The sequence below is a fragment of the Pseudomonas sp. 34 E 7 genome, assembly GCF_900005715.1.
GTDB lineage: Bacteria > Pseudomonadota > Gammaproteobacteria > Pseudomonadales > Pseudomonadaceae > Aquipseudomonas > Aquipseudomonas orientalis_A.
The window spans coordinates 134,316-159,970 of record NZ_CVTX01000169.1; the positions used below are offsets into that span (position 1 = coordinate 134,316).

General features: G+C 62.4%; 20 protein-coding genes. 16 read left to right on the forward strand and 4 right to left on the reverse strand.

What is annotated here, in order from left to right; all coding sequences use genetic code 11:
* Window positions 1-311: 311 nt before the first annotated feature.
* Window positions 312-1,256, reverse strand: a complete 945-nt coding sequence (locus BFP96_RS23080) for a GlxA family transcriptional regulator (protein WP_065892452.1) — start codon at window positions 1,254-1,256, stop codon at window positions 312-314.
* A 193-nt stretch (window positions 1,257-1,449) separates the two neighbouring features.
* Here BFP96_RS23080 and BFP96_RS23085 point away from each other — a divergent pair, with 193 nt between their 5' ends.
* The 5 genes from BFP96_RS23085 to BFP96_RS23105 all read left to right on the forward strand — a co-directional run bounded on the left by BFP96_RS23085 (window position 1,450) and on the right by BFP96_RS23105 (window position 5,480).
* The gene (locus BFP96_RS23085; protein ID WP_065937082.1) at window positions 1,450-2,394 is read left to right on the forward strand and encodes a choline ABC transporter substrate-binding protein; all 945 of its coding nucleotides are present in this window, start codon (window positions 1,450-1,452) and stop codon (window positions 2,392-2,394) included.
* 73 nt (window positions 2,395-2,467) lie between these two features.
* The gene (locus BFP96_RS23090) at window positions 2,468-3,355 is read left to right on the forward strand and encodes a 3-keto-5-aminohexanoate cleavage protein (protein WP_065896293.1); all 888 of its coding nucleotides are present in this window, start codon (window positions 2,468-2,470) and stop codon (window positions 3,353-3,355) included.
* Between the two features lie 63 nt (window positions 3,356-3,418).
* A complete protein-coding gene (locus BFP96_RS23095; protein WP_065892449.1) occupies window positions 3,419-4,384 on the forward strand; it encodes an L-carnitine dehydrogenase in 966 nt (321 codons plus the stop codon).
* Window positions 4,385-4,499: 115 nt separating this feature from the next.
* Window positions 4,500-4,991 carry a thioesterase family protein gene (locus tag BFP96_RS23100; RefSeq protein ID WP_065896295.1) on the forward strand — a complete coding sequence of 164 codons (492 nt, stop codon included), beginning with the start codon at window positions 4,500-4,502 and terminating at the stop codon, window positions 4,989-4,991.
* Between the two features lie 225 nt (window positions 4,992-5,216).
* Complete coding sequence (locus tag BFP96_RS23105) at window positions 5,217-5,480, forward strand: hypothetical protein (RefSeq protein WP_065885428.1); 264 nt, start codon at window positions 5,217-5,219, stop codon at window positions 5,478-5,480.
* A gap of 130 nt (window positions 5,481-5,610) precedes the next feature.
* Here the strand turns inward: BFP96_RS23105 and BFP96_RS23110 are convergent, their stop codons facing one another.
* A complete protein-coding gene (locus tag BFP96_RS23110) occupies window positions 5,611-6,714 on the reverse strand; it encodes a choline metabolism transcriptional regulator GbdR (RefSeq protein WP_065885427.1) in 1,104 nt (367 codons plus the stop codon).
* A gap of 507 nt (window positions 6,715-7,221) precedes the next feature.
* Window positions 7,222-8,598, reverse strand: coding sequence for an L-serine ammonia-lyase (locus BFP96_RS23115; protein WP_065937083.1), 1,377 nt, complete (start codon window positions 8,596-8,598; stop codon window positions 7,222-7,224).
* Window positions 8,599-9,013: 415 nt separating this feature from the next.
* On the opposite strand from BFP96_RS23115, the gene BFP96_RS23120 reads away from it, so the two are divergent.
* The 3 genes from BFP96_RS23120 to choV all read left to right on the forward strand — a co-directional run bounded on the left by BFP96_RS23120 (window position 9,014) and on the right by choV (window position 12,051).
* A complete protein-coding gene (locus tag BFP96_RS23120) occupies window positions 9,014-9,961 on the forward strand; it encodes a choline ABC transporter substrate-binding protein (protein ID WP_065885425.1) in 948 nt (315 codons plus the stop codon).
* A 69-nt stretch (window positions 9,962-10,030) separates the two neighbouring features.
* The gene (gene choW / locus BFP96_RS23125) at window positions 10,031-10,876 is read left to right on the forward strand and encodes a choline ABC transporter permease subunit (protein ID WP_003194913.1); all 846 of its coding nucleotides are present in this window, start codon (window positions 10,031-10,033) and stop codon (window positions 10,874-10,876) included.
* On the forward strand, window positions 10,873-12,051 hold the full coding sequence (choV, locus tag BFP96_RS23130; protein WP_065885424.1) for a choline ABC transporter ATP-binding protein: 1,179 nt from the start codon (window positions 10,873-10,875) through the stop codon (window positions 12,049-12,051). Before choW ends, choV begins: the two co-directional genes overlap by 4 nt.
* 145 nt (window positions 12,052-12,196) lie before the next feature.
* Here choV and BFP96_RS23135 read toward each other — a convergent pair whose 3' ends face one another.
* Complete coding sequence (locus BFP96_RS23135) at window positions 12,197-14,131, reverse strand: BCCT family transporter (protein WP_237140441.1); 1,935 nt, start codon at window positions 14,129-14,131, stop codon at window positions 12,197-12,199.
* A 390-nt stretch (window positions 14,132-14,521) separates the two neighbouring features.
* Between BFP96_RS23135 and betI the strand changes: the two genes are divergently transcribed.
* The 8 genes from betI to dbpA all read left to right on the forward strand — a co-directional run bounded on the left by betI (window position 14,522) and on the right by dbpA (window position 25,540).
* Window positions 14,522-15,124, forward strand: coding sequence for a transcriptional regulator BetI (gene betI / locus BFP96_RS23140; protein WP_057723583.1), 603 nt, complete (start codon window positions 14,522-14,524; stop codon window positions 15,122-15,124).
* A gap of 50 nt (window positions 15,125-15,174) precedes the next feature.
* On the forward strand, window positions 15,175-16,647 hold the full coding sequence (gene betB, locus BFP96_RS23145; RefSeq protein ID WP_065885422.1) for a betaine-aldehyde dehydrogenase: 1,473 nt from the start codon (window positions 15,175-15,177) through the stop codon (window positions 16,645-16,647).
* A 160-nt stretch (window positions 16,648-16,807) separates the two neighbouring features.
* Entirely contained in the window at window positions 16,808-18,502 is a 1,695-nt protein-coding gene (gene betA, locus BFP96_RS23150; protein ID WP_065892443.1) for a choline dehydrogenase, read from the forward strand.
* Window positions 18,503-18,707: 205 nt separating this feature from the next.
* A complete protein-coding gene (locus BFP96_RS23155; RefSeq protein WP_065937084.1) occupies window positions 18,708-20,150 on the forward strand; it encodes a TldD/PmbA family protein in 1,443 nt (480 codons plus the stop codon).
* Complete coding sequence (locus BFP96_RS23160; RefSeq protein ID WP_065937085.1) at window positions 20,150-21,466, forward strand: TldD/PmbA family protein; 1,317 nt, start codon at window positions 20,150-20,152, stop codon at window positions 21,464-21,466. Before BFP96_RS23155 ends, BFP96_RS23160 begins: the two co-directional genes overlap by 1 nt.
* Before the next feature lie 252 nt (window positions 21,467-21,718).
* Window positions 21,719-22,609 carry an alpha/beta fold hydrolase gene (locus tag BFP96_RS23165; RefSeq protein ID WP_065937086.1) on the forward strand — a complete coding sequence of 297 codons (891 nt, stop codon included), beginning with the start codon at window positions 21,719-21,721 and terminating at the stop codon, window positions 22,607-22,609.
* Between the two features lie 35 nt (window positions 22,610-22,644).
* Window positions 22,645-24,072 carry a multidrug transporter subunit MdtD gene (gene mdtD, locus BFP96_RS23170; protein ID WP_065885417.1) on the forward strand — a complete coding sequence of 476 codons (1,428 nt, stop codon included), beginning with the start codon at window positions 22,645-22,647 and terminating at the stop codon, window positions 24,070-24,072.
* A gap of 130 nt (window positions 24,073-24,202) precedes the next feature.
* Window positions 24,203-25,540, forward strand: coding sequence for an ATP-dependent RNA helicase DbpA (dbpA, locus tag BFP96_RS23175; RefSeq protein ID WP_240995367.1), 1,338 nt, complete (start codon window positions 24,203-24,205; stop codon window positions 25,538-25,540).
* Window positions 25,541-25,655: the final 115 nt, after the last annotated feature.

Below are 25,655 nucleotides of genomic sequence, written 5' to 3' on the forward strand. Positions count from 1 at the left end.
GCGTTTTGCTTACTTTTGCGCTTTTCAAAAGTGAGCCGCCGTCAGGGCGGAACCCTAAGTGGCCGTTACCGCAGAAACGGATATGTACTCGGTCCAATCCAACATCCCAGCCAGCCCAGAGGCCGCCATCGGGGGCAAGCCCCCTCCCACATTTGGACCTCGGAGCGTCAGGTAGATACGCGTTAGCTCCCTCGCCACAGGTGCGGTGTCGCACCAAAACTGTGTAGATACCTATGCTCATCGGGGACAAGCCCCCTCCCACATTGATCCGCGGTGCCGGCCGCTTTTATACCTAATTGACTAAAAAACGATCAAACCACCTCCCGTCGCCGATCCTCCCTCGGGCATTTCGCAAACCTTGCCCGATAGCTCCTTGTGAAATACGACGGCGACTCAAACCCGCACGCAATGCTCACCTCCAGCACACTCATGCCGCTCTGGCGCAGCAGTTTCCGGGCTTTTTCCAGGCGCAGGCCCAGGTAGAAGTTGCTGGGCGTGTCGTTCAGGTGCAGGCGAAACAGCCGCTCCAGTTGGCGCCGGGTGACCTTGATCGCCTCGGCCAGGGCCAGGGTGCTCAGGGGCGGCTCGGTGTGTTGCTCCATTTCGCCGATCACCTGCACCAATTTCTTGTTATGGATGCCGTAGCGGGTGGCGATTTGCATGCGCTGGTGGTCTTTGCGCGGGCGGATGCGGCCGAGCACGAATTGCTCGGAGACCTGGATTGCCAGGTCCGGGCCGTGGGCCTGGGCGATCAGGTCGAGCATCAGGTCGATGGACGCGGTGCCGCCGGCGCAGGTGATGCGGCGGCGGTCGATCTCGAACAGTTCCTGGGTCACGCTGAGGTGCGGATAGGCCTCCTTGAAGGCGTCGATCGCTTCCCAGTGCAGGGTCAGCCGGTGGCCGTCGAGCAGGCCCGCCTCGGCCAGTACGCAGGCACCTGTGTCGATGGCGCCGAGGGTTGCACCGTCGTGGTCGAGGCGACGCAACCAGTGCGCCAGGGCAGGCGTAGCGAACTGCAAGGGTTCAAAGCCGGCCACCACCAATAAGGTCGCGCCTTTTTTCAGCGGCTCCAGCGCGGCATCGGCGTTGACCGACATGCCGTTGCTCGCCAGCACCGCACCGCCGTCGGCGCTCAATATGTGCCAGCGGTACAACTCGCCACGAAAGCGATTGGCCACGCGCAGCGGCTCAAGGGCGGAGATAAAGCCGATGGCCGAGAACCCCGGCATCAGCAAAAAATAAAAATCCTGGGACATGATGGCGCTCTCGTGGGACGACCAGCGTGGCACTGTGATACTCCCGTTCACGGGCGGATTCAAGCGCGCAGGTCGCTGCAGTGCAAGAGCCGGTCGCCGCTGTGCGTTTCGGCGCTGGCGAAGGTACGTAACTTGGCTGCACGGTGCACAAAGACGCCGGACCCCACAATAACGACCTGCCGAGGGCTCCACCATGAACCGACTGATCAGCCGCAGCGTGCTTGCACTCAGCGTCAGCGCTATTTTGAGCACCCACGTCATGGCAGCGGATGCCGCTTCATGCCAGAACGTACGCCTGGGCGTGGTGAACTGGACCGACGTGATCGCCACCAGTGCCATGGCCCAGGTGTTGCTCGACGGCCTCGGCTATAAAACCAAACAGACCAGCGCCTCCCAGCAAATCATCTTTGCCGGCATCCGCGACCAGCGCCTGGACCTGTTCCTGGGCTACTGGAACCCGCTGATGACCCAGACCATCACGCCGTTCGTCGACGCCGGGCAAGTCAAGGTGCTCGACAAACCGAGCCTGCAAGACGCCCGCGCCACTCTCGCCGTCCCCACTTACCTGGCGGACAAGGGCCTGAAGACCTTTGCCGATATCGCCAAGTTCGAGAAAGAGCTGGGCGGCAAGATCTATGGCATCGAGCCGGGCTCAGGCGCCAATACCCAGATCAAGGCGATGATCGCCAAGAACCAGTTCGGCCTGGGCAAGTTCCAACTGGTTGAATCCAGTGAAGCGGCCATGCTCTCTGCCGTCGACCGTGCGGTACGCCGCAAGGAAGCCGTGGTGTTCTTCGGCTGGGCGCCGCACCCGATGAACGTCAACGTCGCCATGACCTACCTCACCGGCAGCGACGACGCCCTGGGCCCGAACGAAGGCATGGCCACCGTGTGGACGGTCACCGCGCCGGCCTACGCCGAGCAATGCCCCAACGTGCACAAGCTGCTGACCAACCTGACCTTCACCGCCGCCGATGAGAGCCGGATGATGCAGCCCCTGCTGGATCACAAGGACCCCATTGAGTCGGCCCGGCAGTGGCTCAAGGATCACCCGCAAGACCAGGCGCGCTGGCTGCAAGGCGTGACCACCTTCGATGGCAAACCCGCCGCTGCCGACCTGAAACTGACCAGCCAATAACCTTCTCCGAATCACCGTTTCGCGGCCATTTGAGGCCGCGAACGGCACCACCACGCCTGTAAGGAACCGTCCCATGAACCACGACGTCATCATCACCTGCGCACTCACCGGTGCTGGCGACACCAGCGCCAGAAGCCCGCACGTACCGGTCACCCCCAAACAGATCGCAGCCGCCGCGGTGGAAGCGGCCAAGGCCGGCGCGACCGTGGTGCACTGCCATGTGCGTGACCCGCACACCGGCAAGTTCAGCCGCGACGTGGCGCTGTACCGCGAAGTGATGGAGCGCATCCGCGAGGCCGACATCGACATCATCGTCAACCTCACTGCCGGCATGGGCGGCGACCTGGAGATCGGCGGCGGCGAGCACCCTATGGCGTTCGGTCCCAACACCGACCTGGTCGGCCCGCTGACCCGCCTGGCGCATGTGGAAGAACTGCTGCCGGAAATCTGCACACTGGACTGCGGCACCCTGAACTTCGGCGATGGCGACACCATTTACGTGTCTACCCCGGCGCAACTGCGGGCGGGCGCCAAGCGTATCCAAGAGCTGGGCGTGAAGGCCGAGCTGGAAATCTTCGACACCGGCCACCTGTGGTTCGCCAAGCAGATGATCAAGGAAGGCCTGCTCGACAACCCACTGTTTCAACTGTGCCTGGGCATCCCGTGGGGCGCCCCGGCCGACACCACCACCATGAAAGCCATGGTCGACAACCTGCCCGCCGACGCGGTGTGGGCCGGTTTCGGCATTGGCCGCATGCAAATGCCGATGGCAGCGCAAGCGGTGCTGCTGGGCGGCAACGTGAGGGTCGGCCTGGAAGACAACCTGTGGCTGGACAAGGGCGTGCTCGCCACCAATGGCCAACTGGTGGAGCGCGCCAGTGAAATCCTCAGCCGCCTGGGGGCGCGGGTCATGACCCCGGCGGAAGGCCGCGTGAAGATGGGCCTGACCAAGCGCGGATAAAAAATGTGGGAGGGGGCTTGCCCCCTCCCACAGGGGATCACCAAACTCTTTAGGAATGCACCCATGCGCTTTATCACAGAAATCAAAACCTTCGCCGCCCTCGGCAGCGGTGTTATCGGCAGCGGCTGGGTATCCCGCGCCCTCGCCCACGGCCTGGATGTCGTGGCCTGGGACCCGGCGCCCGGTGCCGAGGCGGCGCTGCGCAAGCGTGTCGCCAATGCCTGGGGCGCGCTGGAGAAACAAGGCTTGGCCCCGGGCGCTTCGCAGGATCGCCTGCGCTTTGTCAGTACCATCGAAGCGTGCGTCAAAGACGCCGACTTCATCCAGGAAAGCGCCCCGGAACGCCTGGAGCTGAAGTTGCAATTACACCGCCAGATCAGCGCGGCAGCCAAGCCGGATGCGTTGATCGGCTCGAGCACGTCTGGGCTGCTGCCGAGCGAATTCTATGAGGACTCGACCCACCCCGAACGCTGCGTGGTCGGCCACCCCTTCAACCCGGTGTACCTGTTACCCCTGGTGGAGGTGGTGGGCGGCAAACGCACCGCGCCGGAGGCGATCCAGGCCGCCATCAAGGTGTATGAATCCCTCGGCATGCGCCCCCTGCACGTGCGCAAGGAAGTGCCGGGGTTCATTGCCGACCGGCTCCTGGAAGCGCTGTGGCGCGAGGCGCTGCATCTGGTCAACGATGGCGTGGCGACCACCGGTGAAATCGACGATGCGATTCGTTTTGGCGCCGGCCTGCGCTGGTCGTTCATGGGCACCTTCCTCACCTACACGCTGGCGGGCGGCGACGCGGGCATGCGCCACTTCATGGCGCAGTTCGGTCCGGCGTTGCAGTTGCCGTGGACGTATCTGCCCGCGCCCGAATTGACCGACACGCTGATTGACGATGTAGTCGCCGGCACCAGCGACCAACTGGGCAACCACAGCATTTCGGCGCTGGAGCGCTATCGTGATGATTGCTTGCTGGCGGTGCTGGAGGCCGTCAAGGTTACTAAAGCCAAACACGGCATGACCTTCGCCGAATAACAGAATGTGGGAGGGAGCTTGCCCCCGATAGCGGTGGGTCAGCCAGCCCATCTGCCGCTGACGAACCGCCATCGGGGGCAAGCCCCCTCCCACATTTTTTACCGAGTACAGCCCCATGTCCGCATTAAAAACCTACACAACTAGAATCCAGCCCGCCTGGGTGGACTACAACGGCCACCTGCGCGATGCGTTCTATCTGCTGATCTTCAGCTACGCCACCGACGCGTTGATGGACACCCTGGGCCTGGACAGCGACAACCGCGAAGCCAGCGGCCACTCGCTGTTCACCCTGGAGCTGCATTTGAACTACCTGCACGAAGTGAAGCTGGGGGCCGAGGTCGAGGTGCGCACCCAACTGATCGCCTTTGATGCCAAGCGCCTGCACCTCTATCACAGCCTGCATCTGCTGGGTGATGAAAAGGAGCTGGCCGGCAACGAACAGATGCTGCTGCATGTCGACCTGGCCGGCCCGCACGCAACGCCGTTCACTGAGGCCACGCTGCACAAGCTCACCGCAATCAGCGCTGCACAGGCCGAGCTGCCACGGCCCGCCCTGCTCGGCCGGGTCATCGGTTTGCCGGCAAAAAAAGCCCCGAACCAGCCGTGACTGGATCGGGGCAGAGGTGCCTTGTGTGAGCCGTGCATCCCGAGGGTGACCAAACCATCAAGCTGCGTGCCTGGCGCCAGTGTGCCTATTACCTGCAGGCCTGAGTAACCCGAAAACGACCTGTTCATAGCCATCCGAGGCATTGCTCGATTCTGCGCTTGCCCACCGGCCGGGGGCCTACCAGAATCGAGCTCAATCACCGTTCCCTACACCAGGATAAACGTCATGATGCACGCGGATTTGATTGACCAGGATGACCTGCTGAGCCAACTGCGCTCGCTGGGTTTTGAAGTGTCCAGCGGTGCCACGGCCGAGCAGGCATGCGAGTGTGCGGTACGCGGTTTGAGCGAAGCGCGGGCCAGAGCGCTCAAGGGCATGGTGGAACAGATGTACACCGGCAAGGCGACGATCCTGCCGGCGGTGCGGCAGGCGATCGATAAGCAGTTGTTGCCGGCTTTGATGCAGTTCAAGCAGAACTCTGGCGCCTGAGACACACTCTCCCTGTAGGAGCGAGCTTGCTCGCGAAAATCGTCAACGATAACGCGGGTAATCAGACACCCCGCAGCGATCTTGAGTTTTTCGCGAGCAAGCTCGCTCCTACAATTTAAAGCGGCCAGTGTCAGAGCCTTACGCTGGCGAACGTCGACTCATTGCGCGCCTGACTCAACGCCGACATCGGCCCCGACAGCGGTGACAACACCAGTGCCTGGGGAATCGGCATCATCGCCACTTGCTGGGTGGTGTTGGAACCTACGCGCTCATCCCGCGGCGGAATGCCGAAGTATTCGCGGTAGCACTTGGAGAAGTGCGGCGTGGACACAAACCCGCACACCGACGCCACTTCGATGATCGACATCGGCGTCTGCTTGAGCAACTGCCGCGCACGGATCAAGCGCAACTTGAGGTAGTAGCGCGACGGCGAACAGTGCAGGTATTTCTGGAACAGCCGCTCCAGTTGGCGACGCGACACGGCGACGTACACCGCCAGTTCGTCCAGGTCGATGGGCTCTTCCAGGTTGGCTTCCATCAGCGCAACGATTTCCTGCAGCTTGGGCTGGTTGGTGCCGAGCATGTGCTTGAGCGGCACGCGCTGGTGATCCTGTTCGTTACGGATGCGTTCGTACACAAACATCTCGGAGATGGCTGCCGACAGTTCACGGCCGTGGTCGCGGCTGATCAGGTGCAGCATCATGTCCAACGGCGCAGTGCCGCCGGAGCTGGTGAAGCGGTTGCGGTCGAGGGTGAACAGGCGGGTGCTCATGGCTACGCGGGGGAACGCTTCCTGCATCGACGCCAGGCATTCCCAGTGCACGCTGCAATCAAAACCATCGAGCAGACCTGCGCAGGCCAGGGCCCAACTGCCGGTGCACACCGCCCCCAGACGCCGGGACTGACGCGCCTGGCTTTGCAGCCACGACACGTGTTCGCGGGTGACGGTGCGCTGAATGCCGACGCCACCGCAGACAATCACCGTGTCCAGCACCGGGGCCTTGTGCATCGCGGCATCGGGCGTGATCTGCAGGCCGTCGCTGGCCCACACCTGGTTGCCGTCGACACTCAGGGTTGTCCAGCGATACAGCTCGCGACCGGACAGCTGGTTGGCCATGCGCAGCGGTTCCACGGCCGACGCCAGGGAAATCAGCGTGAAATTGTCCAGCAGCAAAAAGCCGATGGATTGAGGCGCACGGTTCTGGGGTTGGCCCCCGGAGTTGGACGACGTCATCACAGTATCTCCTCACACAAAGCAGGTGATGGCCTCAGGCGAGGCTCTTGTTATTGCGCTCATCCCTTGCAAGGACAGAGGCTTTGAATTGATAGAGCAAATGCCATGCCTAAATTTGAATGGCCATTCAACAAATCCTGAAAACGACCTGTTGACGCGTCTATATAAGCCCGCGCATTAAACGTGGGATATAACGCACAGGATGGGCGTTCAAGGGCCGTGAGCAGAACGGTAGCACTTGTGGGAAGGCGCTTTGCGGGCGTAGGAAAAGTCTGTCACCCAAAGCACGGGGGACGGGTAACGGAGGGGTAAATCGTTCGCAGGCTACTTATCTATTTGCGACGCGCTAAAAGGTGGCGGTTTTGGTTGGGGTGTTCACTTTGTGAGCAGTGTCGCCTGGACCACCGCTATCGGGAGCAAGCCCCCTCCCACATTTGACCGAGTACATCCTGTAGGAATGCGGTCAAGTGTGGGAGGGGGCTTGCTCCCGATGCAGGCGACGCGGTCTCAGCACTCAACAGCGCTGACCGCCAACCCACCGCGCGACGTTTCTTTGTACTTGTCGTGCATATCCGCCCCGGTATCGCGCATGGTGCGGATCACCCGGTCCAGGGAAATAAAGTGCTGGCCGTCGCCGCGCAAGGCCATCTGCGCCGCATTGATCGCCTTGACCGCCGCAATCGCATTACGCTCGATACACGGCACTTGCACCAGGCCGCCCACCGGGTCGCAGGTCAGGCCCAGGTTATGTTCCAGGCCGATTTCCGCAGCGTTGCACAGTTGCTCCGGCGTGGCGCCGAGAATTTCGGCCAGGCCCGCTGCGGCCATGGCGCAGGCGGAACCCACTTCGCCCTGGCAACCGACTTCGGCACCGGAGATCGAGGCGTTCTTCTTGCACAGAATACCCACTGCCGCCGCGCCGAGCAGGTAGTCGACCACGTTGGCCTCAGTCACTTCTTCACTGAACTTCATGAAATAGTGCAGCACGGCCGGAATAATCCCCGCCGCGCCATTGGTGGGTGCGGTGACCATGCGCCCACCGGCGGCGTTTTCTTCGTTGACCGCCAGGGCGAACAGGTTGACCCACTCCATGGCGCTCAAGGTCGAACCGATCACATTCGGCTTGCCCAGTTCCTGCAGGCTGCGGTGCAGCTTGGCAGCGCGACGGCGCACGTTGAGACCGCCGGGCAGGATGCCTTCGTGCTTGAGGCCCTGCTCCACGCAATCCTGCATGGCACGCCAGAGTTTCATCAGGCCGCTGCGGATTTCTTCTTCGGAGCGCCAGGTTTTCTCGTTGGCCAGCATCAGTTCGGCGACCCGCAGGTTGTGGGTCTTGCACAGCTGCAGCAACTCGGCCGCGCTGGAGAAATCGTAAGGCAGTACGGTGCCGTCCATATCGGCCACGCCACTTTGCGCCTGAGCTTCATCCACCACAAAGCCGCCGCCCACCGAGTAGTAGGTGTCGCGGTGCAACTCGCCGTCATCCCCCCACACCACCAGGGTCATGGCGTTGGGATGGAACGGCAGGTTTTCGTCGAGCAGGCGCATGTCCCGTGACCATACGAACGGCACCGGCAGACGGCCGTCGAGCAACAAGGTGTCGGTTTCGCGCAGCGTGTGAATGCGCACGCCGATCTGCGACGGGTCGATTGCGTCCGGCCATTCGCCCATCAGGCCCATGATGGTGGCGGTGTCACTGCCATGGCCGATACCGGTGGCCGACAAGGAGCCGTAGAGTTGCACCTCGACGCGCCGAACCTGGTCCAACAGATCACGCTCGCGCAAGCCTTGAACGAACAGCGCGGCGGCGCGCATGGGGCCGACGGTGTGAGAACTCGAAGGCCCGATGCCGATCTTGAACAGGTCGAAAACACTGATAGCCATTGCGGTAGAACTCCTCGATAAGCACGGCCAGGCTTGAACGAGGTGCTACGCTCAGATCGCCCAGATGGCCGCATCATCAAGCTTTTGTGGCCGCTCACGGCGTCTCACACCGACGCATCCATGCTCACCAGCGTCGCTCGCGTGTAATGGCCTGTTTTGGGCGTTTTTTGCGGTGCAGAAGGGTAAAAACAGCGGTTTTACCTTTGGAAAAATCTGTAAGCGACGTCATCGGTACTGGATGCGACCCTCCCTGTACTGGATACGACGCCCCCTGTAGGCGTCAGATTTTCACTGGTACATGATCAGTCACGACTCGTTTGCAAGGCACCGTGCCAGAGCTGTCCAACGCACACTCCAATAGCAGCACTATAAAGCGCGGCGAATGCCGCCAGAAAAAACACAGGAGTCTACCCCGATGAAAGGTTCACCCTCGTTGTTGTTGGCCGCCATGCTGAGTCTGCCGGTCATGGCGCACGCCGCAGAACCGGAACAGTGCAAGACCGTCAACTTCTCCGATGTCGGCTGGACCGACATCACCGTCACCACCGCGACCACCAGCGAAATCCTCAAGGGCCTGGGCTACAAGCCACGCACCACGATGATTTCGGTCCCAGTGACCTACAAGTCCCTGGCCGACGGCAAGAACATGGACATCTTCCTCGGCAACTGGATGCCGACCATGGAAAACGACATCAAGCAGTACCGCGAAGCCGGCACGGTGGAAACCGTACGTGCCAACCTGGAGAACGCCAAATACACCCTGGCGGTGCCCGAGGCGCTGTATGACAAGGGCCTGAAAGACTTCGCCGACATTGCCAAATTCAAGGATGAGCTGGGCGGCAAGATCTACGGCATCGAGCCGGGCAACGACGGCAACCGCACCATCCAGACGTTGATCGACAAAGATGCCTTCGGCCTCAAGACCGCCGGTTTCAAGGTGGTCGAATCCAGTGAAGCCGGGATGCTCTCCCAGGTTGAACGCGCCTCAAAGCGCAACCAGGCCATCGTGTTCCTGGGCTGGGAACCGCACCCGATGAACACCCGCTTCAAGATGAAGTACCTGACCGGGGGTGACGATTCGTTCGGCCCCAACTACGGCCAGGCCACCATCTACACCAACACCCGCAAGGGCTACACCCAGGAATGCAGCAACGTTGGCCAGTTGCTGAAAAACCTGGTGTTCACGCTGGACATGGAAAGCACCCTGATGGGTAACGTCCTGGACGACAAGATGAAGGCCGACGCCGCCGCCAAGGCCTGGCTGCAGAAGAACCCGCAAGTGCTCGACACCTGGCTCGCCGGTGTCACCACCGTCGATGGCAAACCAGGACTCGACGCCGTCAAGGCTTACCTCGCCAAGTAACCCCCGCTGACCCCGGGGCGGTGCGCTGCCCCGGGATGTATTCCCCTTCGCATGTGGACATTCACTACCATGCTGACTGAACAGAAAATCCCACTAGGCCAGTACATCGCTGCCTTCGTCGACTGGTTGACCCAACACGGTGCCAACTACTTCGACGCAATCGCATCGACACTGGAAACGATGATCCACGGCGTGACGTTTGCGCTGACCTGGTTCAATCCGCTGGCATTGATCGGTCTGATTGCGCTGCTGGCTCACTTTATTCAACGCAAATGGGGCCTGACGGTGTTCGTCATTGCCTCCTTCCTGCTGATCCTCAACCTGGGGTACTGGCAGGAAACCATGGAAACCCTCGCCCAGGTGCTGTTCGCCACCCTGGTCTGCGTGGTCATCGGCGTGCCGCTGGGCATTGTTGCCGCGCACAAGCCGATGTTCTACACCATGATGCGGCCGGTACTCGATCTGATGCAGACCGTGCCGACCTTCGTCTACCTCATCCCAACCCTGACCCTCTTCGGGCTGGGTGTGGTGCCCGGGCTGATTTCTACCGTGGTGTTCGCGATTGCCGCGCCCATCCGCCTGACCTATCTGGGTATCCGCGACGTTCCGCAGGAACTGATGGACGCCGGCAAGGCCTTCGGCTGCTCGCGCCGCCAGTTGCTCTCGCGCATTGAACTGCCCCACGCCATGCCGAGCATCGCCGCCGGCATTACCCAATGCATCATGCTGTCGTTGTCGATGGTGGTGATCGCGGCGCTGGTCGGCGCCGACGGCCTCGGCAAGCCGGTGGTCAACGCACTGAACACGGCCGATATCGCCCTGGGCTTTGAAGCGGGCCTGGCAATCGTATTGCTGGCCATCATGCTCGACCGTATCTGCAAACAACCCGACGCCAAAGTAGGGGGTGATGCATGAGCATTATCCGATTCGACAAAGTCGACGTGATCTTTTCCAAAGACCCACGCGAAGCGCTCAAGCTGCTGGACCAGGGCATGAGCCGTAACGAAATCCTGAAAAAAACCGGGCAGATTGTCGGCGTGGAAAACGCCAGCCTGGATATCGAGAAAGGCGAGATCTGTGTGCTGATGGGCCTGTCGGGCTCCGGCAAATCCAGTCTGCTGCGCTGCATCAACGGCCTCAACACGGTCAGCCGTGGCCAACTGTTTGTCGAGCACGAAGGGCGCCAGATCGACATCGCCTCCTGCACGCCGGCCGAGCTGAAAATGATGCGCACCAAACGCATCGCCATGGTGTTCCAGAAATTCGCCCTGATGCCCTGGCTGACGGTGCGCGAGAACATCAGCTTCGGCCTGGAAATGCAGGGCCGTCCGGAAAAGGAACGGCGCACGCTGGTCGATGAAAAACTCGAACTGGTGGGCCTGACCCAATGGCGCAACAAGAAGCCGGACGAGCTGTCCGGCGGCATGCAACAGCGCGTCGGCCTGGCCCGTGCGCTGGCGATGGACGCCGATATCCTGCTGATGGACGAACCCTTCTCCGCCCTCGACCCGCTGATTCGCCAAGGCCTGCAGGATGAACTGCTGGAACTGCAGCGCAAGCTGAACAAGACCATCGTGTTCGTCAGCCACGACCTCGACGAGGCCCTCAAGCTGGGCAGCCGCATCGCAATCATGAAAGACGGCAAGATCATCCAGTACAGCGTGCCGGAAGAGATCGTGCTGAACCCGGCGGACGACTATGTGCGCACCTTCGTCGCCCATACCAACCCGCTGAACGTGCTGTGCGGCCGCAGCCTGATGCGGACGCTGGACAACTGCACGCGGGTCAACGGTTCGGTATGCCTGGACCCGGGCGGCGACTCCTGGCTGGACCTGGCCGAAGGCAACACCATCCAGGGCGCGCGGCAGAACGGCGTGGTGATGAACCTGCAGAACTGGGCGCCGGGGCAAGCGGTGGAAGGTCTGGGCCGGGTGCCGACGCTGGTGGACTCCAACATCGGCATGCGCGATGCGTTGCAGATTCGCTATCAGACAGGCAACAAGCTGGTGCTGCATGACAACAACAAGGTGGTGGGCATCCTGGGTGACAGCGAGCTCTACCATGCCCTGCTGGGCAAGAACCTGGGCTGAAGGAGCTGATCGTTCCCACGCTCCGCGTGGGAATGCCGCCTGGGACGCTCCGCGTCCCGTCAACGGTCCGCTGCGCTGGTGACGCGGAGCGTCACGGGATGCATTCCCACGCGGAGCGTGGGAACGCTCATGGCAAGCCAAACTATCAGCTATAGACCCGGCCAAGGAGTTGCCGATGGCTTTCAAACTGATCGAGCACATCCCGGGTGATCTGCTCCTGGGTGAAGCCCATCAGGTCGTATTCCTGAGGCCCGTTGTGCAGGTACACCTCGGCACGGTAATACCGCGTGCGCTCTTCTTCAGGCAAGTCAGCCGGCGCCGACGAGTAGGCATCCAGGCTGACTTCATAGACAAACGGGTTGCCCTCTTCCATCTCGATCCGCACACCGATGCAGCGCTTGGATTTGCCCAGCAGCGTCTGCACGTGCAAACCCTGCTCACGCAACGCCGTCGCCGCTTCTTCAAGCGCCGGCGTGACGTGCTTGTCCATAAAGCGTTGCACGGTGCCCTGGCTCGGTTGCAGGTCCAGTGCGGTCAAGCGCTCGCTGAAGCCGCGACGCCCGCGTTCAGCCAACTGCGCCTGCTCCTGTTCGATGGCCACGTCCTGGCGCATGGCCTTGTGCAAACCGAACATGAACAGAATCAGCACCACCGAGAACGGCAGCCCCGCCAGCACCACCATGGTCTGCATGGCTTCGAAGTTGCCGGCGAACAGCAGGCCGATGGTCACCAGGGTAATCACCGCCGACCAGAAGATACGCAGCCAGTGCGGCGCATCTTCATCCACGTTGCCGCCCTTGCACGACAGGTTGGCCATCATCACCGCGCCGGAATCCGCCGGCGTCAGGAACAGCACAAAGCCGACGAAGATCGACACACCGATGACGACTTTCGACGCCGGGTAATGCTCAAGCAACTGGTAGATCGCCATGGACGGTTGTTCCAGCGCGGTCTTGCCCAACTCCACGGCGCCATGGTTCAGCACCAGGTCCAGCGCCGAGTTGCCGAAGATCGACAACCACGCCAGGGTGAAGCCCAGCGGGATCAGCAGCACGCCGGCCACCAGTTCACGCACGGTCCGCCCACGGGAAATACGCGCAATGAACATGCCCACGAAAGGTGCCCAGGAAATCCACCAGGCCCAGTAGAACAGGGTCCACAGGCCCATCCAGCGTTCGGTCTTGGCGCCGTCGCCTTCATACACATACAGGTCGAAGGTTTTCAGCACGATACCGTTGAGGTAGTCACCGGTGTTCTGCACCAGGCCGTTGAGCAAGTGCAGCGTGGGGCCGAACAGCAGCACGAAGATCAGCAACCCGCTGAACAAGACGATGTTGAGGTTGGACAGGCGGCGAATGCCGTTCTCCACGCCCGACACCGCGGCGATGGTCGCCACGGTGCTCATCACGATGATCACGATCAGCAGGTTGGTATTGCTGTGCGCCATGCCGAACAGGTTTTCAAGCCCCGACGACACCTGCATCGCGCCAATCCCCAGGTTGGTCACCAGGCCGAGCAAGGTCACGAACATGCCGAAACCGTCCACCGCGTGGCCGGCCGCGCCTTTTACCCAGCGCTCGCCCACCAGCGGGTACAGCGCCGAACGCAAGGCCAGCGGCTGGTTATGGCGATACGCGAAGTACGCCACGGCCAGGCCGACCAGCGCATAGATCGCCCAGCCATGCAGGCCCCAGTGCAGGAAGGTCAGTTGCAGGGCCTGACGTGCCGCGCCATTGCTGGCAGCCGCGCCTTCGGGCGGGTTGAAGTAGTGATCCAGCGGCTCGGAGGCGCCGAAGTACAGCAGCGAAATGCCGATGCCCGACGAGAACAGCATGCCGGCCCAGGCGCCGTAGCTGAAGTCCGGGGTGTCGTCCTTGCTGCCCAGTTTCAATTTGCCATAGGACGAAAACGCCAGGCCGACCACGAACACCAGGTAGGCGGCGATGACCACCATGTAGTACCAGCCGAAGCTTTTCGACAGCCAGGCCTGGGCGACGCCGAGCATGCGCCCGGCCTCCTGCGGGGCGATGATCAGAATGGCAGTCAACAACAGAATCAGCGCGGTGGAGGTGTAGAACACCCAACCGTTGACCCGCACCTTTTCGGGCGGAGTCTTTATAAGAGAGGCAGAACTCATGGCGCAGATGCTCCGGGCAGTGCGAGAGAGAAACACAAGGCAACGGTTATCCCGGGACATCGATTTTTCGGCAGTCGACGGACGGGTGTTATAAAGACATCCCGAAAATCCTGGACCCCGCCGAAGCGGTGCCCAAGCCCTGATACGGCCTGTTTCAGGGGTTTTAGCAGGTGTCAGAGGTCGCGGCTCTCAGGTAGGAAACTTCTGTAGGCAGCGACCATTTGTCGCAGAGCTTATTCTTTGTTGATTGAACGTTCAATCAAAACAAAATAGACTGGCCTTCAAGCCGACGGACGTGGATCGCCTGTCGGCAGGCCAAAGGAGAGGTGCTACATGCCCAAGGTCGGTATGCAACCCATACGCCGCCAGCAGTTGATCGAAGCCACGATGACGGCCATCGATCAAGTCGGAATGGGAGATGCCAGCATTGCGCTGATCGCCCGTTTGGCAGGCGTCTCGAACGGCATCATCAGTCACTACTTTCGGGACAAGAACGGCCTGATCGCAGCGACGATGCAGTACTTGATGAGCGTGCTGATGGAAAACATCCACGCACGTCGACAAGCGTTGAAGGATGACAGCCCGCGCGCCCACCTCCAGGTGATCGTCGCCGGCAACTTCGACGCCAGCCAGGTCAACGGCCCGGCAATGAAAACCTGGCTGGCCTTCTGGGCCTCCAGCATGCACCACCCGTCTTTGCACAGGTTGCAGCGGATCAACGATCAACGTCTGTATTCCAACCTGTGTTGCCAGTTCCGCCGTGCGCTGCCGTTGCCCGAAGCACGCAGCGCAGCCCGAGGCCTGGCGGCCCTGATCGACGGTTTGTGGTTGCGCGGTGCCCTGTCGGGAGACGCTTTCGACACGGAGCAGGCGCAACGCATTGCTCACGAATACATGGATTTCCAATTGGCCAAGCAGGTGAGTCAGAGCACATAACCGCTCAACTCCCGAACCGCGCCAACCACTTATGCACTTGCGAGGACTTTATGGCCCGTTTCGAACTGCAAAAACTCTACATTGACGGCGGCTACAGCGACGCTGGCAGCGATGCCACCTTCGAAGCCATCAACCCGGCTAACGGTGAAGTTCTCGCCCAAGTGCAACGCGCTACCAAGGAAGACGTTGAACGTGCCGTGGTCAGCGCCGAAAAAGGCCAGAAGATCTGGGCCGCCATGACCGCCATGGAGCGTTCGCGCATCCTGCGCCGCGCCGTCGACATCCTGCGCGAGCGCAACGATGAGCTGGCCGCCCTGGAAACCCTGGACACCGGCAAGGCGTTCTCCGAAACCAAATACGTCGACGTCGTCACCGGCGCCGACGTGCTGGAATACTACGCGGGCCTGGTGCCGGCCATCGAAGGCGAGCAGATTCCGCTGCGCGACACCTCATTCGTCTACACCCGCCGCGAGCCGCTGGGCGTGGTCGCCGGTATCGGCGCGTGGAACTACCCGATCCAGATCGCCCTGTGGAAATCCGCACCGGCCCTGGCCGCCGGTAACGCGATGATCTTCAAGCCCAGCGAAGTCACCTCGCTGACCACCCTGAAACTGGCCGAGATCTACACCGAAGCCGGCGTTCCGGCCGGTGTGTTCAACGTACTGACCGGCAGCGGCCGTGAAGTCGGCACCTGGCTGACCGAGCACCCGCGCATCGAGAAAGTCTCTTTCACCGGCGGCACCGACACCGGCAAGAAAGTCATGGCCAGCGCGTCGAGCTCCTCGCTCAAGGAAGTGACCATGGAACTGGGCGGCAAGTCGCCGCTGATCGTGTTCGAAGACGCCGACCTGGATCGCGCCGCCGACATCGCGATGATGGCCAACTTCTACAGCTCCGGCCAGGTCTGCACCAACGGCACTCGCGTGTTCGTGCCCAAGCACCTGCAGGCGGCGTTCGAAGCCAGGATTCTTGAACGTGTTGCGCGCATCCGTGTAGGCGACCCGCAGGACGACAACACCAACTTCGGCCCGCTGGTCAGCTTCGCCCACATGGAAAGCGTGCTGGGCTACATCGCCAAGGGCAAAGAGCAAGGCGCACGCCTGCTGTGCGGCGGCGATCGCCTGACCGACGGCGACCTGGCCAAAGGCGCGTTCGTGGCCCCGACCGTGTTCACCGACTGCACCGACGACATGACCATCGTGCGTGAAGAAATCTTTGGCCCGGTGATGAGCATCCTCACCTATGAAACCGAAGAAGAAGTGATCCGTCGCGCCAACGACACTGACTTCGGCCTGGCAGCCGGCCTGGTCACCAAGGACCTGAACCGCGCTCACCGCGTGATTCATCAACTGGAAGCGGGTATCTGCTGGATCAACGCCTGGGGCGAGTCCGACGCCAAGATGCCGGTGGGTGGCTACAAGCAATCGGGTGTGGGCCGTGAGAACGGGATCAGCTCGCTGAACAACTTCACGCGCATCAAATCGGTACAGGTTGAGTTGGGTGATTACGCCTCGGTGTTCTGACACCCGAGCCTTGTATTGCCTGTAAGGCCGCCATCGGGGGCAAGCCCCCTCCCACATTTGACTGTGTTTACACATCTAAACTTGTGAACACAGTCAGTGTGGGAGGGGGCTTGCCCCCGATGAGGCCCGACCTGACCACACTTCAAAGAGGGTGCATCCAATGTCCCAAGAATACGACTACATCATTGTGGGTGCCGGCTCCGCCGGTAACACCCTGGCGACTCGCCTGACCGAAGACGAAGGCGTCACCGTCCTGTTGCTGGAAGCCGGTGGCCCGGACTACCGTCTCGACTTCCGTACCCAGATGCCCGCCGCCCTGGCCTTCCCGCTGCAAGGCCGCCGCTATAACTGGGCCTACGAAACCGATCCGGAGCCGCATATGGACGGCCGCCGCATGGAATGCGGTCGCGGCAAGGGCCTGGGTGGCTCTTCCCTGATCAACGGCATGTGCTACATCCGCGGCAACGCCATGGACTACGACAACTGGTCGAAGCTGCCGGGCCTGGAAGACTGGACCTACCTGGACTGCCTGCCGTATTTCCGCAAGGCCGAAACCCGCGACATCGGCCCCAACGACTACCACGGCGGCGAAGGCCCGGTCAGCGTGACCACGCCCAAAGCAGGCAATAATCCGCTGTTCCACGCCATGGTCGAAGCCGGCGTACAGGCCGGTTACCCGCGTACCGAAGACTTGAACGGCTACCAGCAGGAAGGCTTCGGCCCGATGGACCGTACCGTCACGCCCAATGGCCGTCGCGCCAGCACCGCACGCGGTTACCTGGACACGGCTAAAAAGCGTTCGACCCTGACCATCGTCACCCACGCCCTCACCGACAAAGTGTTGTTCGAAGGCAAGCGTGCCGTTGGCGTGCGTTACCTGATCGGCGCTGCCGAAGAGCGCGTCGAAGCCCGTGCGCGCAAGGAAGTGCTGGTGTGCAGCGGCGCAATCGCCTCGCCGCAACTGCTGCAACGCTCCGGCGTCGGCCCGGCCAAATTGCTGGAAAGCCTCGACATCCCGGTGGTCCATGACCTGCCAGGCGTCGGCGAAAACCTGCAGGATCACCTTGAGCTGTACCTGCAATACGCCTGCACCCAGCCGGTGTCGCTGTACCCCTCGCTGCTCTGGTACAACCAGCCGGCCATCGGTGCCGAATGGCTGTTCAACGGCACCGGTATCGGCGCCAGCAACCAGTTCGAGGCCGGCGGTTTTATCCGTTCGCGCCCGGAATTCGAATGGCCGAACATCCAGTACCACTTCCTGCCGGTCGCCATTAACTACAACGGCAGCAACGGCGTGAAAGAGCACGGCTTCCAGGCGCACATGGGTTCCATGCGTTCGCCAAGCCGTGGCCGCGTGCACCTGAAGTCGAAGAACCCACGGGACTACCCGAGCATCCTTTTCAACTACATGGCCACCGAACAGGACTGGCAGGAATTTCGTGACGGCATCCGCCTGACCCGCGAAATCATGCAGCAGCCGGCGCTCGACCCTTACCGTGGCCGCGAAATCAGCCCGGGTATCGACGTGCAATCCGATGAGCAGCTGGACAAGTTCATCCGCGAGCACGCCGAGACCGCGTTCCACCCGTCCTGCTCGTGCAAGATGGGCACCGACGAGATGGCGGTGGTCGACGGCGAAGGCCGCGTGCACGGCATGCAGGGTTTGCGTGTGGTGGATGCGTCGATCATGCCGATCATCACCACCGGTAACCTGAACGCGCCGACGATCATGATCGCCGAGAAAATCGCCGACAAGATCCGTGGCCGCAAGCCACTGCCGCGCAGCACCGCCGACTACTACGTGGCCGGCGATGCGCCGGTGCGTGGCAAGCCGATGCGTGAAATTGCGCAGTAACTGAAACACTGCGGCGCTCCCATCGGGGGCAAGCCCCCTCCCACACTTTGATTTGTGAACACGGTCGAATGTGGGAGGGGGCTTGCCCCCGATGAGGCCCTGCCAGACACTGCAAAACCTCCCACCTACACTTTCCTTGATCAGCTCCCAACCCCGGCCTACTCTGTTGGCCTGCCCGCGCTGAGCCGCCCACAAGGAAGGCCCCATGTTCGAACACCACGCCACGCTCAAGAAACACTTCAGTGCCCTGCGCACCAACGCCCAATTCTTCTCCCTGCGCTATGTCCGCGAATCCGGCCGATACCTGTCGGTACGCAAGAACGTCGCCGAACCGCCCCACCTGAGCCACGACGAAGGCGCCATGCTCACCGTGCGCCTCAACGGCGTGGAAGCCTACTCCGCGACCAACGATATTTCCCTGGCCGGCCTGCAAGCCGCCCTCGAGCGCGCCGAGCAGCAGGCCCGGCAGATCCTGCCCCACGCCCTGCTCGACCTGCGCGAGCAAGCGGTGTCCAGTGACGTTGCCGACTACCTGTCGCCCGACTTCGACCAGCCCTTCCCCACCCTGAGCGACTGCTACCAACTGCTCGGCGATGAGTCGGCTGCCGTGCCCAGGGATGAGCGCCTGGTCAGCTGGGACGTGAGTCTGGGCCAGACCACCGTCGAACAGATCTACCTCAACACCGCCGGCGCCCAATTGCGCCAGGCCCAGCGCTTTGTGTTCCCCGGCGTCAATGTCACGGCCTTCGACGGTAACGACAGCCAGACCCGCACCCTCGGCGGCAGCAACTTCGGCCAGCAAGGCGGGTTTGACGTGATCAGCCGCTTCGGCCTGATCGGCGCCGCGCCGCGCGTGGCCGACGAGGCCCTGCAACTGTTGCTGGCACCGAACACGCCCCAGGGTCCGCGTGACCTGCTGCTGATGCCCGACCAGATGATCCTGCAGATCCACGAGTCCATCGGCCATCCGCTGGAGCTGGACCGCATCCTCGGCGACGAGCGCAACTACGCCGGCACCAGCTTTGTGAAGGCCAGCGACTTCGGCCACCTGCAATACGGTTCAGCGCTGCTCAACGTGACCTTCGACCCGGACATCCCCGAGCAGCTTGCCAGCTACAGCCATGACGATGACGGCACCCGCGCCAGCAAGCAGTTCCTGATCCGCGAAGGGCTGCTGCTCAAGCCGTTGGGCGGCGCGTTGTCGCAATTTCGCGCCAACCTGCCAGGCGTCGCCAACAGCCGCGCCTGCGGCTGGAATCGCCCGCCCATCGATCGCATGGCCAACTTGAATATCGAGCCCGGCGATAAAAACCTCGCGCAACTGGTGGGCGGTATTGAACACGGCATCCTGATGTCGACCAATCGTTCGTGGTCCATCGACGATGCGCGCAACAAGTTCCAGTTCGGGTGTGAGTGGGGCCAGTTGATCGAAAACGGCGAACTCAAGGGTGTGGTGAAGAACCCCAACTACCGCGCCATTTCCGCGCAGTTCTGGCGCAACCTCAGCGCGGTCGGCGATGCCAGCACCTTCAAGGTGTTGGGCACGCCGAACTGCGGCAAGGGTGAACCCAACCAGGTGATCCGCGTCGGCCATGCGTCGCCGGCCTGTGTGTTCAGCAACGTCGATGTATTCGGGGGAGACGCCTGATGAATAACTTCAAGGCACTGGTGGACTGGCTCAAGCAGGCCATCACCGATAAAGAGCAATTTCACCTCGGCTACGCGGATGAATCGTCGGAGTTCGTGCGGTTCAACCACGCGCAGGTACGCCAGGCCGGCCAGGTGCAACAATCGAGCCTGAACCTCAAGCTGATCAACGACGGCCGCCACGCCGACCTGGGCATCACCCTGTCCGGCGAGCCGGCGCTGGATCGCCAGCGTCTGGCCGATGGCCTGCAACAACTGCGCGAAACCTTGCCGTTACTGCCGGCGGACCCGTACCTGTTGCTGAACCACGACGCCTGGCACAGCCACAACGAACAGCTACGCCCCCTGCCGAAGCTGGCCCAGGTGCTGCAAGACATCAGCCAGGCTGCAGAAGACGTGGACCTGGTCGGCTTCTATGCCGCCGGTCCCATCAGCCGTGGCTTTGCCAGCTCCGACGGCGCGTTCGGCTGGCACCAGGCCAATAGCTTCAACTTCGACTTCAGCCTGTTCCACGCCAATGGCGAAGCGGTCAAGGCCAGCTACGCCGGGCACACCTGGGACAGTGCCGAGTTCGCCCGGCGCGTCCAACAGGCGCGCGACCAGCTCCACTTCCTGGGCCGACCGCTGCACCCGCTGGCGCCCGGACAGTACCGCGCCTACCTCGCTCCGGCGGCACTCGAAGAGATCATCAGCATCGTGACCTGGGGCGGCTTTTCCGCCCAGGCCATCGCCAGCAAAGGCAGCTCGTTGCAACGCCTGTATGCCGGCGAACAGCACCTGAGCCCGCTGGTGACCGTCAGCGAGCAGATCAGCGGTTCACTGAGCCAGGCCTTTTCCCCGGAAGGCTACCCGCGCAGCGATGTCAGGTTGATCGATGCAGGCCGCGCCGACGGGCAACTGGTCAACTCGCGCAGCGCCGCCGAATATGGCCTAAGTGCCAACGGCGCCGGCGGCGACGAGTCCCCCAGCGCCCTGCAGATGGCCGCCGGCAACCTGGCCCAGGCCGATATCCTCAAGCAATTGGGCACCGGGCTGTACATCAGCAACCTGTGGTACCTGAACTACTCCGACCTGCCGGCGGCGCGCCTGACCGGCATGACCCGCTTCGCCACGTTCTGGGTGGAAGACGGCGAGATCAAGGCCCCGGTCAGCACCATGCGCTTTGATGACAGTGTGTACAGCCTGCTTGGCTCACAGCTGGAAGCGTTGACGATTGAACGGGAACTGCTGCTGTCGGCCAGTACCTACAGCCAGCGCAACACCGCGTCCAATCTGCTGCCGGGCGCCCTGGTCAAACGCCTGACCCTGACGTTGTAAATACAAACCCCCTGTGGGAGGGGGCTTGCTCCCGATGACGGTGTATCAGTGACACATGTACTGACTGACACACTGCTATCGGGAGCAAGCCCCCTCCCACATTGTCCTGAGTTGATTTCAGACAGCTCGGTTTCAACCCTTCCTACCGCCAATTCCCTTCTTCGTGCTCTTCGCGGGCAGGCCTGTTGTCGCCTGCAAAAAACCTCGTTATAAGAGCTAGTGGCATACCGCCACACAACAGGGAGTGTTGCGATGACCCAGGGAAGTTTTGTCATAGAGAAGCTGTACAAGCACTACAACGTCCACGTGGAGCAACTGGGCAACGACCCGCGCAGAAAAACCGTGTTGCTGGTCAACGGTGCACTGTCCACCACGCGTGCCTTTGCGCGCACCAGCAAGTGCCTGGCCGGGCATTTCAATGTGGTGCTGTTCGACCTGCCCTTCTCCGGCTACTCGCGTGAATACAACACCGAACTGGACCTGGTGACCAAGGACGACGAAGTGCAGATGCTCCGCGCCCTGGTGGAGCGCTTCGAGGTCAACCACCTGGTATCGGCCTCCTGGGGCGGTATCTCCACGCTGCTGACCCTGGCGCACAACCCGCCGTCCATCGAAAGCTCGGTGGTGATGGCCCTCGCCCCCAACCTCAACCCGGCCATGCTTGCGTACGTGGAGCGCGTGCGTGTGCTGATCGAGGCCGATGACAAATCCGCCGTGGGCCACCTGCTCAACGAGACAGTCGGCAAATACCTGTCGCCGCGCCTCAAGCGCAACAACCACCGCCACCTGTCGAACATGGCCACCACCGAATATCGCCAGGCGCGTTTTCATATCCACCAGGTGTTGGCGCTGGGCGATGGCAACTACTTGCCGGCGCTGCGGCACATTGCAACACCGGTGCACTTCCTCAACGGTACGCTGGACGAATACACCCCTGCCGCCGAAGCCCGGTTGTTCGGCGATTACGTAGGGCGCAGCAGTTTCGCCGTGGCCGAACACACCGGCCATTTGCTCGACCTGGAATCACGCGAGGCGGCGCTGGCGGTGCATCGTGCCTTGCTGGATTTTCTGCTGGGCGAGCACGCCGCGTTGTCGGCTATAGACGAACCGCTAGTGGGAAAAACAGCGACGAATGGCGCATAATCGCCGACACATAGCCTGCTAACAAAAGGGTTCCCATGCCGAATCGTGCCCCTCTCGACGCCAAGACCGCCCGCTGGCTCCCCTGGGTGGTCGCGATTGCCTTCTTCATGCAGTCGCTGGACGGGACGATCCTCAACACGGCGCTGCCGGCCATGGCCCGGGACCTGGCGGAAAACCCGCTGCGCATGCAGGGCGTGGTCATTGCCTACATGCTCACCGTCGCCTTGCTGATCCCCGCGTCGGGCTGGATCGCCGACCGCTTCGGCACCAAGAAAATCTTCTTTGGCGCCATCCTGCTGTTCAGCATCGGGTCACTGTTGTGCGCCTTGTCCAGCAGCTTGAGCATGCTGGTGGGGGCGCGGGTGATCCAGGGCCTGGGCGGCGCGCTGATGCTGCCGGTCGGGCGCCTGGTGGTCCTGCGCGCCTATCCCCGTTCCGAACTGGTGCGGATCATGGGCTTCATTACCATCCCCGGCCTGCTCGGCCCATTGCTCGGCCCGACCCTGGGCGGCTGGATGGTGCAATACCTGACCTGGCACTGGATCTTCCTGATCAACTTGCCGGTGGGCATGATCGGCTGCTACGCGGTGTGGAAGTTCATCCCCGACCTGCGCGGCAGCGAGCGCACGCGTTTCGATAGCCTCGGCTTCCTGCTGTTCGGCGCGGCCATGGTGCTGATCACCATCGCCATGGAGGGCCTGGGCGAACTGCACCTGCCGCACCTGCGGGTGATGTTGCTGCTGTTCGGCGGGCTGGCGTGCCTGGCGGCGTATTGGCTGCGCGCCGGGCATATCGACAACGCCCTGTTCTCGCCGGTGCTGTTCAAGACTCGCACCTTTGCCGTGGGCATCCTCGGTAACCTGTTCGCACGCCTGGGCAGCGGTGCGCTGCCGTTCCTAGTGCCGTTGCTGTTGCAGGTGGCGCTGGGTTACTCGCCGTCACAGGCCGGCATGAGCATGCTGCCGCTGGCGGCGGCGGCAATGTTCGCCAAGTCCATCGCCCGGCCGTTGATCGAGCGCCTGGGTTATCGCGTGGTGCTCACCGGCAACACCCTGGCCCTGGGCGCCATGCTCGCAAGCATGGGCCTGGTCAGCGAACAAACCCCTTACCCGCTGCTGCTGGCGATGCTGGCGGTGCTCGGCGCCATCAACTCGCTGCAATTCACGGCGATGAACACCGTGACCCTGATCGACCTCGACGACGCCCAGGCCAGCAGCGGCAACAGTTTGCTCTCGGTGGTGGCACAACTGTCCCTGAGCCTGGGCGTGGCCTGCGCCGGTGCCCTGCTCGGCGGGTTCACCCTGGAGACCGGCAACGATGGGGTGAACACGGTGCTCGGCGCGTTCCAGCTGACCTTCCTCACCGTGGGCATCATGGCGATGCTGGCGGCGGCGATCTTCCTGCAATTGTCGCCAAAAGACGGCAAACGCGTGGTCAGCCGCGAGCATGATATCGAGCACTGACCGGCGTCTCGTCTAGAACTTGCGGGGAAATTCCCACGAGACTGGTACACTGCGCGACATTTTGTTTTGCAGAGCCAGTCCCGTGACCACCATCGCCACCGCTTTTAATACTTTGCCCCTGTCCGCCGCCATGCTGGCTAACCTCGACTCGCTGGGTTATGTCGAGATGACGCAGATCCAGGCGCAGAGCTTGCCGGTGATCCTCAAGGGGCTGGACCTGATTGCCCAGGCCAAGACCGGCAGCGGCAAGACCGCCGCCTTCGGTATCGGCCTGCTGAACCCGATCAACCCGCGCTATTTCGGGTGCCAGGCCCTGGTGATGTGCCCGACCCGCGAGCTGGCCGACCAGGTGGCCAAGGAAATCCGTCGCCTGGCCCGCGCCGAAGACAACATCAAGGTGCTGACCCTGTGCGGCGGCGTGTCCCTCGGCCCGCAGATCGCCTCCCTTGAGCACGGTGCCCACGTGATCGTCGGCACCCCGGGCCGCATCCAGCAGCACCTGCGCAAAGGTTCGCTGGTACTGGACGGCTTGAACACGCTGATCCTCGACGAAGCCGACCGCATGCTCGACATGGGTTTCTACGACGCCATCGAAGACATCATCAGCAAGACCCCGGCACGCCGCCAGACCCTGCTGTTCTCGGCCACCTACCCGGTGAGCATCAAGCAACTGGCCTCCAAGTTCATGCGCGCGCCGCAGCAAGTGAAGGCCGAAGCGTTCCACTCCGACGATCAGATCGAACAGCGGTTCTACGAGATCTCGCCGGAAGAACGCATGGACGCCGTGACCAAGGTGCTGGCGCATTTCCGCCCGGCGTCGTGCGTGGCGTTCTGCTTTACCAAGCAGCAAGTGCAGGAAACCGTGGATCACCTGACGTCCAAGGGCATTTCCGCCGTCGGCCTGCACGGTGACCTGGAGCAACGCGACCGTGACCAGGTACTGGCCATGTTCGCCAACCGCAGCACCTCGGTGCTGGTGGCCACCGACGTCGCCGCCCGTGGCCTGGACATCGACTCGCTGGACATGGTGATCAACGTCGAACTGGCCCGCGACTCGGAAATCCACATTCACCGTGTTGGCCGTACCGGTCGCGCGGGCGAGACCGGCCTCGCCATCAGCCTGGTGGCGCCGTCCGAAGCGCACCGCGCCCAGGCCATCGAGCAACTGCAGAAGTCGCCGCTGAACTGGGATCAACTGGACAACCTCAAGCCGCAGAGCGGTGGCCCGCTGCTGCCGGTGATGAGCACGCTGTGCATCGCCGCCGGTCGCAAGGACAAGGTGCGCCCAGGCGACATTCTGGGCGCCCTGACGGGTGACGCCGGCATCCCGGGTGCCCAGGTCGGCAAAATCGCAATCTTTGACTTCCAGGCCTTCGTGGCCGTGGAACGCGGCATCGCCAAGCAGGCGCTGCAGCGCTTGAACGACGGCAAGATCAAAGGCCGTTCGTTGCGCGTGCGGATCCTGTAACACGACCGTTGATCCAATGAAGATCCAATGTGGGAGGGGGCTTGCCCCCGATGGCGGTGTGTCAGTCAGTCCATCTGTTACTGATACACCGCTATCGGGGGCAAGCCCCCTCCCA